General features: G+C 69.3%; 12 protein-coding genes and 1 pseudogene. 8 read left to right on the top strand and 5 right to left on the bottom strand.

Features of this window, described 5'->3' with window-relative positions:
• Nucleotides 1-68: 68 nt before the first annotated feature.
• A pseudogene (locus tag ACIPC1_RS34640) lies at nucleotides 69-1,311 on the top strand (tyrosine-type recombinase/integrase); the annotation flags it as partial.
• Nucleotides 1,312-1,388: 77 nt separating this feature from the next.
• Here the strand turns inward: ACIPC1_RS34640 and ACIPC1_RS34645 are convergent.
• Nucleotides 1,389-1,826 carry a hypothetical protein gene (locus ACIPC1_RS34645; protein WP_402524718.1) on the bottom strand — a complete coding sequence of 146 codons (438 nt, stop codon included), beginning with the start codon at nucleotides 1,824-1,826 and terminating at the stop codon, nucleotides 1,389-1,391.
• Between the two features lie 585 nt (nucleotides 1,827-2,411).
• Here ACIPC1_RS34645 and hemL point away from each other — a divergent pair.
• The 7 genes from hemL to ccsB all read left to right on the top strand — a co-directional run bounded on the left by hemL (nucleotide 2,412) and on the right by ccsB (nucleotide 10,490).
• Nucleotides 2,412-3,731, top strand: coding sequence for a glutamate-1-semialdehyde 2,1-aminomutase (gene hemL / locus ACIPC1_RS34650; protein WP_402524406.1), 1,320 nt, complete (start codon nucleotides 2,412-2,414; stop codon nucleotides 3,729-3,731).
• Nucleotides 3,732-3,823: 92 nt separating this feature from the next.
• On the top strand, nucleotides 3,824-4,471 hold the full coding sequence (locus ACIPC1_RS34655) for a histidine phosphatase family protein (protein WP_402524721.1): 648 nt from the start codon (nucleotides 3,824-3,826) through the stop codon (nucleotides 4,469-4,471).
• A gap of 200 nt (nucleotides 4,472-4,671) precedes the next feature.
• Complete coding sequence (locus tag ACIPC1_RS34660; RefSeq protein WP_402524409.1) at nucleotides 4,672-5,949, top strand: hypothetical protein; 1,278 nt, start codon at nucleotides 4,672-4,674, stop codon at nucleotides 5,947-5,949.
• 66 nt (nucleotides 5,950-6,015) lie between these two features.
• Entirely contained in the window at nucleotides 6,016-6,639 is a 624-nt protein-coding gene (locus ACIPC1_RS34665) for a TlpA family protein disulfide reductase (protein WP_402524411.1), read from the top strand.
• A 111-nt stretch (nucleotides 6,640-6,750) separates the two neighbouring features.
• Nucleotides 6,751-7,497, top strand: coding sequence for a cytochrome c biogenesis CcdA family protein (locus ACIPC1_RS34670; RefSeq protein WP_402524723.1), 747 nt, complete (start codon nucleotides 6,751-6,753; stop codon nucleotides 7,495-7,497).
• Nucleotides 7,498-7,500: 3 nt separating this feature from the next.
• Entirely contained in the window at nucleotides 7,501-9,402 is a 1,902-nt protein-coding gene (locus tag ACIPC1_RS34675; protein WP_402524413.1) for a cytochrome c biogenesis protein ResB, read from the top strand.
• The gene (gene ccsB / locus ACIPC1_RS34680) at nucleotides 9,399-10,490 is read left to right on the top strand and encodes a c-type cytochrome biogenesis protein CcsB (protein ID WP_402524415.1); all 1,092 of its coding nucleotides are present in this window, start codon (nucleotides 9,399-9,401) and stop codon (nucleotides 10,488-10,490) included. Before ACIPC1_RS34675 ends, ccsB begins: the two co-directional genes overlap by 4 nt.
• Before the next feature lie 145 nt (nucleotides 10,491-10,635).
• Here ccsB and ACIPC1_RS34685 read toward each other — a convergent pair whose 3' ends face one another.
• The 4 genes from ACIPC1_RS34685 to ACIPC1_RS34700 form a co-directional block, all read right to left on the bottom strand.
• On the bottom strand, nucleotides 10,636-12,180 hold the full coding sequence (locus ACIPC1_RS34685) for an ABC transporter substrate-binding protein (protein WP_402524417.1): 1,545 nt from the start codon (nucleotides 12,178-12,180) through the stop codon (nucleotides 10,636-10,638).
• Nucleotides 12,181-12,226: 46 nt separating this feature from the next.
• Nucleotides 12,227-14,335: a hypothetical protein gene (locus ACIPC1_RS34690; RefSeq protein ID WP_402524420.1), complete on the bottom strand. Its 2,109-nt coding sequence runs from the start codon at nucleotides 14,333-14,335 to the stop codon at nucleotides 12,227-12,229.
• A gap of 128 nt (nucleotides 14,336-14,463) precedes the next feature.
• Entirely contained in the window at nucleotides 14,464-15,468 is a 1,005-nt protein-coding gene (locus ACIPC1_RS34695; protein ID WP_402524423.1) for an isopenicillin N synthase family dioxygenase, read from the bottom strand.
• A complete protein-coding gene (locus tag ACIPC1_RS34700; protein ID WP_402524725.1) occupies nucleotides 15,461-15,958 on the bottom strand; it encodes a nucleoside deaminase in 498 nt (165 codons plus the stop codon). The genes ACIPC1_RS34695 and ACIPC1_RS34700 overlap by 8 nt, the downstream gene beginning before the upstream one ends.
• Nucleotides 15,959-16,105: the final 147 nt, after the last annotated feature.

Here is a 16,105-nt window from a genome sequence, read left to right on the forward strand (position 1 = left end):
GAAGGTTAGTTACTACCCTGTTGGCATGTCGCATCCGGGGCCTTCTGCTGTGGAGATCACGCTGTCCGAAGCGGATGGTCCCCACCGCCGATCACGGCATCGGCAAGCGCTGGCAGGTCCGTTACCGCGACTTGGACGGCCATCAGCGGAAGGAGAACTTCGACACGAAGGCTGCGGCCGACAATCGCGCCGCCGAAGTCGACGTCGAGATTCGTCGCGGCTCCTACGTCGTCCCTGCTGAGACGAAGCAGACGCTCGGCGCCTACGCGGAGAAGTGGCTCGACGCGAACTCCGTCGGCCCGACGACCGCGCTCCGCTACGAGGCGACCGTCCGCAACCACATCGTGGAGCACCTCGGTCGGCGCGAGCTGCGGTCCCTCAACCAGCCCTCGATCATTCAGGGTTGGATCCGCACGCTCCAGGACGCGGAACTGGAAGTGTCGACGATCGAGGGCATCTTCGACATCCTCTCCAGCATCCTCGGGATGGCCGTGGAGGACGGGCTGCTGCCGAAGAACCCCTGCAAGTCGAAGTCGGTCAAGCTGCCGACGGCGACCAAGAAGAAGATCATCCCTTGGTCGTTGGAGCGCGTACGTGCGGTCGTCGCCGGACTCCCGAAGCGCTTCCAGGCCGGTGGCAATCTCGCCTTCGGCTGTGGCCTGCGCCAGGGCGAGGTGTTCGGCTTCGCAGTCGACGACATCGACTTCAAGGGCGGCTGGATCCACGTCAACCGCCAGGTGCGGCTGGTCGGTACGAAGCCTGTCTTCGCCCTGCCCAAGGGCAACAAGATCCGGTCAGTGCCCCTGTCGGCCCAACTTGCCGCCGCCCTCAAGGCCCCACATGAAGGAGTTCCCGCCCGTCGCCGTCGCCCTGCCCTGGGCGAAGCCGGACGGTGAACCGAAGACCTTCCGCCTCCTCTTCGTCGATGAGAAGAGTCGGGCCTACAATCGCAGCGTCTTCACCATGGGCGCCTGGAAGCTCGCCCTGGCCGCTGCCGGCGTGATCCCTCCGCGCGAGCGCGGTGCGAGGTATCTCCAGGCGGCCCCGGAAGACGGCATGCACGCCCTCCGGCACGCCTACGCCTCCGTGCTCCTGGACGCGGGGGAGAGCATCAAGGCGCTCTCCGAGTAGCTCGGCCACTCGGACCCGGGCTTCACGCTGCGGACGTACACGCACCTGCTGCCGTCCAGCGAGACCCGCACCCGCAAAGGGATCGACGACGCCATCACGGAAGAAGCCGAGGCGGAAGACGAGGGCGACCGGCCCGGCATCCAGGGCACATCAGTGCCCCCAGCAAAACCAGTGTGCCCTGGCCGCCTGACGGCCCCTCCCCGCCACGCAAAAGGGCGAGGCCCGAAGACCTCGCCCGCTACCAACGAAACCCCAGGTCAGGGCCACACCAAGCAGTACGGCTGATGCCCCGCCTCATGCAGCCGGTGGCTGAAGTCCTGCCACTCGTGCAGCAGTTGGTACACGTTGTACGCATCTCGCGGCCCGCCCCGGTCCGGCACCGTCGACCAGATGAAGGCCGCCGCGCCGACCTGCTCCTCGCCTATGCCCCGGAGGGGGTCGACGACGGTCATGGGGAGCTTGACGACGGCGTAGTCGGGGTGGAGGACGACGAGTTCGAGCGGGGGCACTTTGTGGAGGGGGACGCCTTCTATGCCGGTGAGGACCATGGCGGCCATGGTTTCCGGCTTGATCTTGGTGAACATGCCGTTCATCCCGAGTTCGTCGCCGCCGAGTTCTTCGGGACGCATCGAGATCGGGACCCGGGCTGCCGTCGCACCGTCGGGCGCGCCGAAGTATTTGTACGTCACCCCCACCCGGCCACCATTCCCGCTCCCTGCCGCCAGCCGCTCGATCCTGCGGTCGGCACGCTCGGGGTCCTGTCCGGCTCTGGCTCCGGCCGCTTCCTCCGCCTCGCGTCGGTGCTTTCCCCCGCGGGCACGCCGAGGACCGAGGTCATCGGTCCCCTCGCCCAGTCCGCCACCGCGATGCATATTCTCCACCCGACTGCTTTTCTAAGGCGCGCGACCCCCGCCACGCAACCCGATCATCGTGACAGTGACCTCCCCCACGGCCGCACGCCGAAACGTGCGCTGAAACACCTGTCCGCAGGATCTTCGCGGCCTCTGAACACCATCGTTCATGTGAGCTGTCCGTACCAGGTCCCAGTTTCGCAGATGGCCGGCGGCCGCAGCCCGTTTGTCGTACCGAGCATGGGCCCGTCGGCTGTGCGATGGCTGGGATCTTCCGTACGTGGAACGGGGCGCCCGCGTTCACGACACCTCCACTCAGGTGTCCACCGCGTACCCGCGACGGCGCGTTCTCGTGCCCGCGGCGGCCGGAAGCAGCTGGCCTACCCTGAGTAGGTCACTAGCCCCCCGGAGTCGGAGACGTCGCAGGTCATGACCGAACTGCCTTATCCCTATGAAGCCCCAGCCTCGCAGTCTCTATTCGACCGTGCGGGCGTTGTCACGCCAGGTGGCGTGAACTCTCCTGTGCGCGCGTTCCGTGCCGTGGGCGGTACGCCCCGGTTCATGGTGTCCGGTAACGGTCCCTACCTCACCGACGCCGACGGGAGGGAGTATGTCGACCTCGTCTGTTCCTGGGGACCGATGATTCTCGGGCATTCTCAGCCCGATGTCATCGCCGCGATCCAGGACGCCGTCTCCCGCGGTACGTCCTTCGGTACGCCCGGCGAGGGCGAGGTCGTCCTCGCCGAGGAGATCGTCGCCCGGGTCGGGCCCGTCGAGCAGGTCCGGCTGGTCTCCAGCGGGACCGAGGCGACGATGTCGGCCATCCGTCTCGCGCGCGGGTTCACCCGGCGGGCGAAGGTGATCAAGTTCGCCGGGTGTTACCACGGTCACGTCGACTCGCTGCTCGCGGCGGCGGGGAGCGGGGTGGCGACCTTCGCGCTGCCCGACACCCCCGGCGTCACCGGGGCCCAGGCCGCCGACACCATCGTCCTCCCCTACAACGACCTCGAGGCCGTGCACGCCGCCTTCCACGCGCATCCCGGCGAGATCGCCTGCGTGATCACCGAGGCCTCGCCCGGGAACATGGGCGTCGTGCCGCCGCGGCCCGGGTTCAACCAGGGACTCAAGGACGCCTGCGCGAAGAACGGCGCCCTCTTCGTCTCCGACGAGGTCATGACCGGGTTCCGCACCAGCAAGGCCGGCTGGTACGGCATCGACGGGGTCAAGCCCGACCTCATGACCTTCGGCAAGGTCATGGGCGGTGGCTTCCCGGCCGCCGCCTTCGGTGGACGGGCCGATGTGATGGGCCACCTGGCGCCGGCCGGCCCGGTGTACCAGGCGGGCACGCTGTCCGGGAACCCGGTGGCCACCGCCGCCGGGCTCGCGCAGCTGCGACTGCTCGACGACGCCGCGTACGAGAAGATCGACGCGGTGAGCGAGCAGATCCGCACCCTCGTCACCGAGGCGCTCAGCAAGGAGGGCGTGACCCACCGGCTGCAGAACGCCTCCAACATGTTCTCCGTCTTCTTCACCGGGCGTGAGGTGCGCGACTACGAGGACGCGAAGGCGCAGGAGTCCTTCCGGTTCACCGCGTTCTTCCAGTCGATGCTGGCGCAGGGCGTGTATCTGCCGCCCTCGTCGTTCGAGTCCTGGTTCGTCTCCACCGCGCACGACGACCGGGCCATTCAGCGGATCGCCGACGCCCTTCCGGCGGCGGCACGGGCAGCAGCGGAGGCCACGGCGGCATGAGCTACGACGACAACAACAACGGCAGCAGCGCCCGCGGCAACGGCAGCAGCGGCGCCTCCGACAAGGCCGACGACATCACCGTCGTACACGTGATGCGGCACGGTGAGGTCGCCAACCCGGACGGTGTTCTTTACGGGCGGCTGGCCGGGTACCACCTCTCCGAGCTCGGGCGGCAGATGGCCGACCGGGTCGCCGAGCACCTCTCGTCGCGGGACGTCACGCATGTCGTCGCCTCGCCGCTGGAGCGGGCGCAGGAGACCGCGACGCCCATCGCCAAGGCGCACGGACTCGACCTGTCGACCGACGGGCGCCTCATCGAGGCCGAGAACATCTTCCAGGGCAAGACCTTCGGCGTCGGGGACGGCGCCCTGCGGCGGCCGGAGAACTGGAAGTACCTCGTCAACCCCCTCAAGCCGTCCTGGGGCGAGCCGTACGTGGATCAGGTCGTACGGATGATGGGGGCGCTGGACGCCGCCAAGGACGCGGCCCGTGGGCATGAAGCGGTGTGTGTCTCGCACCAGTTGCCCATCTGGATCGTGCGCTCCTACGTGGAGCGGCGGCGGCTGTGGCACGACCCGCGCAAGCGGCAGTGCACGCTGGCGTCCCTGACGACCTTCACCTACCGCGGCGACAAGATCGTCTCCGTCGGCTACACCGAGCCCGCGCGCGACCTCGTCCCCGCCCACCTCCTCGCGGGCGCCAAGCCGGTGAAGGGGAAGGACAAGGCGTTCGGCGCGTGAGTGCTCGTACGGGGGGAGTGTCCGCTTGTCCCCGCAGGGCGTACGCCCCGTCACATAGCGTAGGGAGTCCTGCCATCTGAGCGTATCTTCGTAAAAACAGCTAAATGTGCGCGAGTTTGGCGGAACCCCTGTCTTTCTCGCGCCCTCTCATGGGATGTCGGCCGGAGCCGGCCGAGAGGGCGCGAGGAGACGGGGACGGAATGCGGGACATCAGTCGCAGGGGAATGATCGGCCTGGGCGCCGGTGTCACGGCCGCGCTGGGGCTCGCGGCCTGCGGTACCGCACCGCAAGAGGGTGCGGGGCAGGGTCGCGGTTCCGGGAGTGGGCGGCCGGGGGCTCCGAAGAACCCCGTGCGACCCCTCGGTGACGGGTCCACCGCCTTTACGGGCAAGCAGCCGGGGCGCCCCGCGCAGCCGGTCCCGCTCGAAGCCGGCGAGACCCCGCCGCAGTTCGTGATCTTCTCCTGGGACGGTGCGGGAGAGGTCGGGACCGGACTCTTCTCCCGCTTCCTCGATCTCGCCAAGGACCACGACGCCCACATGACCTTCTTTCTCTCCGGGCTCTATCTGCTCCCCGAGTCGAAAAAGCGCATGTACGCGCCCCCCAACAATCCCCAGGGCGCCTCCGACATCGGCTACCTCACCGACGACCACATCAGGACGACGCTGAAACTCGTCCGTCAGGCCTGGCTCGAAGGCCATGAGATCGGCACGCACTTCAACGGCCACTTCTGCGCCGGCACCGGAACCGTCGCCGACTGGACGTCCGCGCAGTGGCGCAGCGAGATCGACCAGGCGAAGTCCTTCGTCAAGGAGTGGCGGACCAACAGCGGCTGGACCGACCTGCCCGCGCTGCCCTTCGACTACGAGACGGAACTCATCGGCGGCCGCACCCCGTGCCTGCTCGGCCAGAGCAATCTGCTGCCCACCGCCAGGCAGCTCGGCTGGCGCTACGACGCCTCCTCGCCCGGCGGCGTCCAGCGCTGGCCGCGGAAGAACCAGGGACTGTGGGATCTGCCACTCCAGGCGATGCCCTTCCCCGGGCACAGCTTCGAGGTGCTCTCGATGGACTACAACATCCTCGCCAACCAGTCCGTCAACACGACCAGGGCCCCCGCCTACAACTACCCGGCCTGGCGCACCCAGGCGACGCGGTCCTACATCGCCGGATTCAAGCGGGCATACGAGACGAACCGCGCCCCCTTCTTCGTCGGCAACCACTTCGAGGAGTGGAACGGCGGCATCTATATGGACGCCGTCGAGAACGCCTTCACGTACATCGCGCGGGAGAAGGAGAAGGGCGAGGACGTACGCCTCGTCTCCTTCCGGGAGTTCGTGGACTGGCTGGACGTGCAGCGGCCCGAGGTGCTGGCCGGCCTTCAGTCGCTGGACGTGGGGCAGGAGCCGGCCGGCGGCTGGAAGGCGCTCCGCGGCGATGTCGGGACACAGTCCTCCAAGGGGTCCGAAAAGGCCGCCTGAAATGCGGGTTTGCGCCCGCAAGGGGGGCGCGCAAGATCCCCGGAACGGACATGCGAAACTTTTCACATGAGTGCTGCCTGCCGCGCCGACCAGCGTTCGAACCGCACCCGTAGTCGTGCCGCCCTGCTGACCGCGGGGGCCGCTGCCGTGGCTCTCGCGCTGTCCGCGTGCGGTTCCGGGGGTACTTCCGGAGGCTCGGGCAACACCAACTTCGTCGCAGGCGAGGACGGCATCTCCACCGTCGCCAAGGGCGAACGGAGCGCCGCGCCCGACCTCTCCGGCGAGACCGTCGACGGCAAGCAGCTCGATGTCGCCGACTACAAGGGCAAGGTCGTCGTCCTCAACGTGTGGGGCTCCTGGTGCCCGCCGTGCCGCGCCGAGGCGCCGAACTTCGTCAAGGTCGCCAAGGACACCGCGGCCCAGGGTGTTCAGTTCGTCGGCATCAACACCCGTGACCCCAGCACCGCTCCGGCCAAGGCCTTCGAGGAGGAGCAGGGGATCACGTACCCCAGTCTGTACGACCCCACGGGCAAGCTGATGCTCCGCTTCAAGAAGGGCACGCTGAACCCGCAGGCGATCCCCTCCACGCTCATCATCGACCGGGACGGGAACATCGCCGCCCGCACGCTGCAGGCCCTCAGCGAGGACAAGCTGCGCGAGATGCTCGCTCCCGTCCTCGCGGAGAAGTGACCTGACGTGTCCCTTCTCGCCGCGTCCACGGATCTCGCGACGTCCGCGCACCTCGCCGCGTCCGCGCATCCCGGGGCAGCCTCCGGCCTTGGCACGACCCTCGCCGAAGGCGTGACCGGCAAGAACGAGACGGTCTACAGCGGGGCTCTGCTGCTCGCCCTGCCGATCGCCATGCTCGGCGGACTCGTCTCCTTCTTCTCGCCGTGCGTACTGCCGCTCGTGCCCGGCTATCTGTCGTACGTCACCGGGGTCGGCGGCGCGGATCTGGCGGAGGCCAGACGGGGGCGGATGGCGGCGGGCGCGGGTCTGTTCGTGCTCGGCTTCACCGCCGTGTTCGTCTCCGGCGGGGCGCTGTTCGGCTTCTTCGGCGCGACCCTCTACGAGAGCTCGGGCACGCTGAGCAAGGTGCTCGGCGTCCTCATGATCCTCATGGGTGTCTTCTTCATGGGGATGATGCCCTGGCTCACCCAGCGCGAATTCCGTTTCCACAAGCGGCCGGTGGCCGGTCTGGTGGGCGCTCCGGTCCTCGGCGCGCTCTTCGGGATCGGCTGGACCCCGTGCATCGGCCCGACCCTCGCCTCCGTGCAGCTGCTGTCCATGGAGCAGGCGAGCGCCGGCCGAGGGGCCATACTGACCGTCGCGTACTGCGCCGGTCTCGGCGTGCCCTTCGTCCTCGCCGCGGTCGCCTTCCGCAAGGCGCTCGGCGCCTTCGGCTGGGTCAAGGCCCACTACGCGTGGGTGATGCGCATCGGCGGCGGCATGATGATCGTGACCGGCCTCCTTCTGCTGACCGGCGCGTGGGACAGCCTCGTGCAGCAGATGCAGGTCTGGTCCGAAGGCTTCACGGTAGGGATCTGATCGATGAGCACCACTGACACGGGCAAGACGACGACCGACGGCACGGGCGGGGCCCCACGGGACACCGATGAGGCGCCGGAAGCGGTGCCCGCGAGTCGGCACGTCGGTGTGAGCGCCGACGGGGAACTCGGTGCCGCCGGGTCCCAGCTGTCCACCGCCCCGGTCGACACCGTCGTCCCCGGCTCCTTCGGCGGCGTACGCAAGGCGGGTGCCGTCGGATGGCTGGCATGGACCGGGCGTGAGATCTTCGGCTGGGCCCGTTGGTTCTGGCGGCAGTTGACCTCCATGCGGGTCGCGCTGCTCCTGCTGTTCATGCTGTCGCTGGGGGCGATCCCCGGCTCGCTGATCCCGCAGTCCGGGACCGACGCGGTGAAGGTGCAGGACTTCAAGGACGCGCACAGCCTGCTCGGGTCCGTCTACGACAAGCTCGGGCTGTTCCACGTCTACAGCTCGGTGTGGTTCTCGGCGATCTACCTCCTTCTCTTCGTCTCGCTCATCGGCTGCATCGTGCCGCGCACCTGGCAGTTCGTCGGGCAGCTGCGCGGCCGGCCGCCGGGCGCGCCCAAGCGGCTGAACCGGCTGCCCGCGTACGCGACCTGGCGCACCGACGCCGAGCCGGAGCAGGTCCGCGAGGTTGCCCTCACGGTGCTGAAGAAGCGGCGCTTCCGGGCGCATCTCGCCGGGGACGCCGTCGCCGCCGAGAAGGGCTATCTGCGCGAGACCGGCAATCTGCTCTTCCATATCGCGCTGGTCGTGATGCTGGTCGCCTTCGCCTGGGGCCAGCTCTTCAAGTCCGAGGGCAACAAGCTGGTCGTCGAGGGCGACGGCTTCTCCAACACGCTCCTGTCGTACGACGACTTCAAGTCCGGCAACCTCTTCTCCACCGACGACCTCACGCCGTTCAGCTTCGAACTGAAGAAGTTCACCGGCACCTACGAGGAGACCGGCCCCAACAAGGGCACCCCTCGCACCTACCAGGCGGACATCACCTACAGCGTGGGCGCCGAGGGCAAGGAGCAGAAGACCACGGTCAAGGTCAACGAGCCGCTGGAGATCGGCGACTCGAAGGTCTACCTCGTCAGCCACGGCTACGCGCCCGTCGTCACCGTCCGGGACGGCAAGGGCAAGGTCGTCTACTCCGAGCCCGTGCCGATGCTGCCGCTCGACTCGAACGTCACCTCGCAGGGCGCGATCAAGGTCATGGACGGCTACCGGAACGCGAAGGGCGACAAGGAGCAGCTCGGCTTCGCCGCCTTCTTCGTGCCGACCTTCGCGGGCGCGGGCAAGGGCGACATGTTCTCCCAGTTCCCCGCGCTCAAGGCCCCCGTGCTCGCGCTGAGCGGCTACCACGGCAGCCTGGGGGTCGACTCGGGCCTTCCGCAGAACGTGTACCAACTGGACACCTCCCAGATGAAGCAGTTCAAGGACTCGAAGGGCGAGATCCTCAAGTCGAGGCTGGCGCCCGGAGAGACCATGACGCTGCCGAACGGCGCCGGCTCGATCACCTTCGAGAAGGACATCAAGGAGTGGGCCGGCTTCCAGGTCACCCAGCAGCCCGGCAGTGACTGGGCGCTGGCCGGAGCCTTCACCGCGATCTTCGGTCTCGTCGGGTCGCTGTTCATCCAGCGCCGCCGCGTCTGGGTGCGGGCCACCAGGGGCGCCGACGGCGTCACCCTCGTCGAGATGGCGGGCCTGGGCCGCAGCGAGTCCACGAAGCTCCCCGAGGAACTCGGCGACCTGGCCGCGCTCGTGCACGACCAGGCGCCCACCAAGCCACACGCAGACGAAGACGCAGACGAAGACGCACACGAAGACGCACACGAAGCCGTAGACGTAGAAGCAGACCACCCCGATCCCGACGCCGAACCCCCCGTACCTGCCGCCGGAAAGGCTGAGAAGCAATGACTCTCGCCACCGCAACCACTCTGGCCACGGCCACCAACGAACACCTCGCCAACATCAGCAACACGCTGATCTACTCCGCGATGGCCGTCTACACGCTGGCCTTCTTCGCGCACATCGCCGAGTGGCTCTTCGGCAGCCGCAGCAAGGTCGCCCGCACGGCCGCCGCGCTGACCGCCCCTCAGAAGGCCGCTCCGGCGGTCACGGTGAAGAACGCGGGCGGCACCGCCGTCCTGGAGCGCCCCCAGGTCGTCACCCGGTCCGCGGCCGGCGCCCGGGACGTGCCCGACGGTCCCGGCGCGCACGGCGGGGACGTACAGGGCGACCTCTACGGACGTATCGCGGTGTCTCTCACCGTGGTCGCCTGGGCTGTCGAGACGGCCGGCGTCGTGGCCCGCGCTCTGTCGGTGGAGCGGGCGCCGTGGGGCAACATGTACGAGTTCAACATCACCTTCTCCACCGTCGCCGTCACGGTGTACCTCGTGATGCTCGCGCTGAAGAAGAACGTCGGATGGCTCGGCCTCCCCCTGATCACCACGGTCCTCCTCGATCTCGGTCTCGCCGTCACTGTCTTGTACACCGCCAGTGACCAATTGGTTCCCGCGCTCCACTCGTACTGGCTGTACATCCACGTCTCGACCGCGATCTTCTGCGGCGCCGTCTTCTACGTGGGCGCGGTCGGCACACTGCTGTACCTCTTCAAGGACAGCTACGAGAACAAGCTGGTCACCGGCGGCAAGCCGGGCCGCTTCGCGACCTCCGTCATGGAGCGGCTGCCCGCGTCGGCCTCGCTCGACAAGTTCTCCTACCGCGTGAACGCGGCCGCCTTCCCGCTGTGGACCTTCACGATCATCGCGGGCTCGATCTGGGCGGGCGACGCCTGGGGCCGCTACTGGGGCTGGGACCCCAAGGAGACCTGGGCGTTCATCACCTGGGTCGCCTACGCCTGCTACCTGCACGCCCGAGCCACGGCCGGCTGGAAGGGCCGCAAGGCCGCGTACATCGCGCTCGCCGCCTTCGCCTGCTGGATCTTCAACTACTACGGCGTCAACATCTTCGTCACCGGCAAGCACTCGTACGCCGGCGTGTAAGTCCCTCGCGGGCATCCAAGTCCCTTGCGGCGAAGGCCGGTTCCTGTGACGCGGGTCACGGGAACCGGCCTTTGTCGTACGGAGTGCCGGGCGGGACCTCGTGCTCGGCCGCCAGGGCAAGGCGCCGCGCCCCCGTCCGCGGCGGCTAGGCAGGCGGCAGGCACTCCTTCGCCGGGGGCTTGCCCTCCGGCCAGGCGATCTCGACGAAGCGGGCCTTGCCCTCGGGGGTCAGTTCCACGATGGGGACGGCCTTGTCGTACGGGTTGCCGTGGACGTCCAGGCAGATCCAGCCGCTCGCGCCACTCACCCGCTGGGAACCCTTCGTCAGCGTCCACTGGTTGGCGACGTCGGCGATGGGCGGGACCGTCTTTCCGTCGGCCGTGGCCTCGCGGATGCCCTGGACGGCGAGGGTCATGGCGTCGTACGCGATGATCGTCTGCCCGTCTTCGAGGGAGACGTCGCCGATGGGACCGACCGGCTTCCGCTCGCCGGCGTCGAGCAGTTCGTCGAGCACCTTCGCGTCGGCGGCGCTTCCCCCGCTCTTCGGCGCATCCTTGGCGAGCCAGGCGTCCGGGTGGGCGAGTGCCGTGTAGCGCACGGAGATGCGGTGCGTGAGGGCTGTGCGGTCGAGGTCCTTGTCGCCGGTGAGGTAGGAGCCCTCGTCGCCGGTGAGGAGGGTGAAGCTGCGGTCCTGGCAACCGCGGTCGCCCAACGCGTTGATGAACTGGCGCAGTTGGGTGTGCCGGCCGGCGAACAGGATGGTGTCGGTGGCGGGCGCCGTGTCGCACACGAGGTGGGTGATCTGCCGGAAGGTGTTGGCGGTGGTGCCCTCCTCGCTGCGGTCGGCGGGCGGGGTGAACGGCTGCGGCTGGTACGGCGAGCCCTCCAGCAGCTTCTCGAAGGACTGCTGGAGCGTGCGCGAGTACGGGTCACCCGGCTTGTCGTAGACCAGGAGCGCCTTGCCGGGCGAGACGTCGGCGAAGGAGGCCAGGGCGCGGGCCTCGTCGGTGTTGGTGGGGGAGACGCGGGCGAGCCCGGGGTAAGGGTCCTTGCCGTCCTGCCCGTTGGCGAGGTCGTCGGCCGTGATGGAGGAGCCGATCACCGGGATGCCGAGCCGGGTGAGTTCCTTGACGGCCTTCTTGTTGTTCTCGGTGCTCAGGCCGACGCCGGTCACCGCGCGCAGCCGATCGGGCCCGGTGGTCATCCCCGCCAGCTGGTCGACCGTGTGCTGCCACTGCTCGCCGGTGGTCCCGGGGTTGGCCAGCACGAGCCGGATCTTCGGAGTCTGGTCGTTCGAGTCGTGGTTGGCCCGGTACTGCGCGAGATAGGCGCCCTGGAGCTCGTGCAGCGCGTCGCCCAGGTTGTCCGCGTCGGTCGCCGTGAAGGGTTCGAACAGGGCGACGGTGACCCAACTGCCGGGCTTGAGCCTCTTGTTCTCCGCGTCGATCGCCCGTACGGCCTCGGTGAACTGGGAGCGGCCCCAGTTGTACGAGCTCGCCGAGACGCCCACACACTCGTCACTGCCCTCGGCACGCTCGACGCCGGGGGCACAGGAACGGTCCTCCTGCGCCAGTGTCGTACCGCCCCAGACGCCGAAGGCGACGAGGACGGCCGCCAGCAGCAGGGCGATGTACCGCCGGAACCTGATCTCCCAGACGTCCTCACGCAACCACACCCACCAGCGCGCCATTTACCGGCCCCCGTCCTGAGTCATGAGTTGGCTTCGCCGTCTCGCGTCATGAGTCGGCTTCGCCCTCGTCGTCCTCGTCGCCCGGGACCCGGAAGGGCCGGCCCGCGAGCGCGTCCGCCGGCCAGTCCCTGGAGGCCCGCCACAGCAGGGCGTTGCCCGCGGGCCGCAGATTCGACAGCTGCTCCAGCTCGAACCGCAGCCGCTCGGTCACCTTCGGGTCCGGCAGCACCAGCGGGTCGGTCAACTGCCAGACGGCGTGCAGGAGTCGGCGTACCCGCAGATGCAGTACGGCGTCCACGCTGTCCGGCGGGGACTGCGCGGCGTCCGTGCGGCCGAGCGCGACGGCTGCCCGGTGGTCGTGGCCGTCGAAGTCGTGGCCGTCCGGATCGTGCGCGTGGTAGTAGGGCGCCGAGGCGATGAAGACCAGCGCGGACAACCAGGCGCGCGTGTCGACGCGGTGGAAGGTGTCGCGGAGGTAGGCGACCGCGAAGTCCGCTTTCCCCAGGGCGAGTTCGTGGTGCAGCCGGTACTGGGCGCGGCCGGGGTTGTCGTCGCTTCCGGGCACGTCGGTGTAGTGGTCGATGAGGGTGCGGTGCGCGGCCTTCCACTGCTCGTGGCCGGGGTCGCGGTGGTGCAGGCGCAACAGCAGCAGGGCGCGCAGGAACGGGTCGCCGACGAACTGGTCCGCCGCCACCGGCCAGCCCTCCTCGGCGAGCCGCGCCTCCAGACCCAGTACGCCCGACGCGCCGAAGTCGTCCGGGAGTTGGGCCTGAGCCAGCGCACGCGCCGAGTCGGGATCGTGGGCGGCGGCGAGCACGGTCAGTTCGTCCAGGCTGTCGCCCGGCACCAGCTTGTCCAGGAGTTCCTGGTAGGCGGCCCGTCCGTCGTGGTCGTCCAGCAGGGCGACGTCGGTGGTGAGCAGGGCGCCCAGGGTTGCGGCCTCGGGAAGGTTCTGGTGGGCGGACTCGGCGAGCAGGGCGATGCCGAGCGGGTTGCCGCCGGTCAACCGGTGAGTGGCATGCGGGAGTTGAGGTGGGACAGGGACGTCGAGGCAGGTGGCGCCCACGATGTGCAGGGTGTCGTCCGGCGTCAGCGGCGGCAGCGACACGAGCAGCGCGCGCGAGGAGGGCGAGGTGTCCGGCGTCCAGTCGCTGCGCCGGGCGACGTCGGGCAGGGTGCGGCGGACGGCGTTGCGGAGCGCCGGATGGCTGTATCCCCGTAGGGAGGTGAAGAAGACGACCTGGTCGGCGATGCCGTCGGCGCGGTCCCGCAGCACCGACTCCATGAGGCCCAGGCCCGCGGGTGCCTGCACGTTGTCGACGAGGACGACGGGGCGGCCGAGCCGGTGCGAGCGCTGCAAGGCCCCCGTGTACGCGTCGTCGAGGTCCGCCAGCAGGGCTCGTACGAGATAACGCTCCGCGTGGGTACGGGAGTTGCCGCCCGCTCGGAAATGCCGGGAGAGGAGGATCAGCCCCAGCTTCGGGTTGCCGCCCGCGTTCGGGTAGTCGCGGTACCAGGCCGCCGCCCTGCGCAGCCGATGGTGGGTGGGGGAGACGCCCTCCGAGAAGGCCTCCAGGGTCGCTTCGATGATCGGCTCAAGTACCGGTCCCGTACCGGACATGGAGGCGACCAGCTTGGCGACGACCTTGTTCACCCAGCGGTTCGCGAAGCCGGAGAGCCAGGAACCGGACTCGTTCAGCAGCAGGATCCGCTCCGCCTCCTGGCGGATGCGCGGCAGGTCACGGTCGCTCCAGCCGCTCGCCGCGACGGCCAGCAGCCCGGCCGCGAGCCGCGGGAAACTGATCCGCTTGGCCCCCGTCACCGGCTCCGCGAGCTGCTCGGCGATCGTGGTGAGCGCCTGCGCGAGGGGCGACCAGGCCTCGGCGGGACGCTCCTGCGGCGGCCCCGAGAACTGTGCCTCCTCGCCGTCCACCAGCGCGACCGGCGTATGCCCCTTGCACGCGTTGCGCAGCTCGGTGAGCAGCGCGCTCTTGCCGAGACCCCGACCTCCCGCGAACACCACGAAGGGCAGTTCCTTCGGGTGTTCCTGCGGCGTCGAGCGGTGCTGGTACGGACGCAGGCCGACGAGCCGTGGAGCGAGACCGGGCGGATCGCTGTCGAACAGCGCCCCTCGGCCGTGCAGCCCTCTGTGCACCGCAACTCCCCCCGGGGCGGTCCGATCCGATGTGCTGCTGTGAGGTGTATCAACACCAGTGTAAAAAGGGGGACTTGATTCGGGATAGGGCGCCTGGTGACCGTTGGGTTACGAAAGTTCGCTGTCTGTCAGTGGACTGTGATCGAGTCGAGCTTCTCCCGCAGGTAGACATGAGAGTCCACGGGCGGGTACGCGACCCGGCCCACCGGCGCCGGTACGGACTCCACGAGCGTCCCCGGGGTGCACTCGCCGAAGTAGACCAGCGACATCAGCTCCTCGGCGGGCACGTCGGCCGGCGGGGGCAGCACCCGGTGCCGGCCCGAGCGCCACCTGTCGCCCGTCCAACGGGCCATCAGATCCCCGATGTTGATGGTGAACGCCGCCGGATCGAAGGGCGCGTCCTCCCAGCCGCCCTCGTCCGTGAAGACCTGGAGCCCGCCCTTGCCGGCCTGCCGGTCGAGGATCGTGACCGTCCCGAAGTCGGTGTGCGGGCCGATGCGGAACTGGTTCTCCTGCGGCTCGCCGATGATCTCCGTACCCGGATACCAGTTGATGTTGAAGCCGTACGTCGGATGGTCCATGTGCTTCGTGAAGAAGTCCGGCTCCAGACCGAGGGCCTCGCCGAGCAGCGCGAGCAGATGGTTCTCCAGCTCGCCCATCCGCGTCAGGTACTCCTCGCACAGCTTCTGCAGCTCCGGCGCCTCGGCGGGCCAGACGTTCGGCGCGTACCACTCCGCGTTGGTCTCCGGGTCATCGAACGCCTCGTGCGTCGCGAACGTCAGCGACTCCTTGAGGTCCGGCGGGGTCTCGGTACCCTCCGAGTACCCGTTCGCCTCGGCACCCGGACCGAGCCAGCCACGGCCGCCGACCCGGGCGGTGTACGGCTCCTTCGCCGCGGTGGGAAGGGCGAAGAAGCGGCGGGCCGCCTCGCGGATGCCGCTGCGCAGCGACGGGGCCACGCCGTGTCCCGTGACGAGCAGGAAACCGGCGGTCCGGAGGGCCTGGTCGACGGTGCGGGCGATGTCGGCGCGGGCGGCCGGGTCGCCGGAGAGCCAGGGGCGCAGGTCGATGGTGGGGATGCGGGGGGCGGCGGGGGTGGCCCCGGGGCCGGCCTGTTGTGTGGCGTCAGTCACCAATGTCCTCGTTCCAAAGGGTGGGGTGGTTCTTGATGAAGTCGCGCATCAGGGCGGTGCAGTCGGGGTCGTCGAGGACCACGATCTCAACGCCGTGTTCGGCGAGCCAGTCGTGGCCGCCGTGGAAGGTGGCGGCCTCGCCGATGACGACCCGCGAGATCCCGAACTGCCTGACCAGACCGGAGCAGTACCAGCAGGGGGAGAGGGTCGTCACCATCGTCGTACCGCGGTACGAGCGCTGCCGTCCCGCGTTCCGGAAGGCCGCCGTCTCCGCGTGCATGGACGGGTCGCCGTCCTGGACGCGGCGGTTGTGGCCGCGCCCGAGGAGGGTGCCGTCCGCGCCGTACAGCGCGGCCCCGATGGGGACACCGCCCTCGGCGAGCCCGGCGCGGGCCTCGGCGAGGGCGCTGGCGAGCCAGGCGCGGGCCTGCGCCGGGGCGCGCGTCCCTGTCGGCTCCGGTGGCTCTGCCCGTGCCCGAGCCTGGCCCATGGGCTGGTCCATATCCATGGGCTCATCCATGCCCCGGCCCCCAGTCCGGGAAGCGGCGCGTCCGCGCCCCATCAGCCGATGAGCCTCCCAGGACTCCGCAAGGCCGGACTCCGCGGTCACCGGCAGGATCACCGCCCCCTCGTCCAC

This window comes from Streptomyces sp. NPDC087263 (assembly GCF_044744645.1).
Classification (GTDB): domain Bacteria; phylum Actinomycetota; class Actinomycetes; order Streptomycetales; family Streptomycetaceae; genus Streptomyces.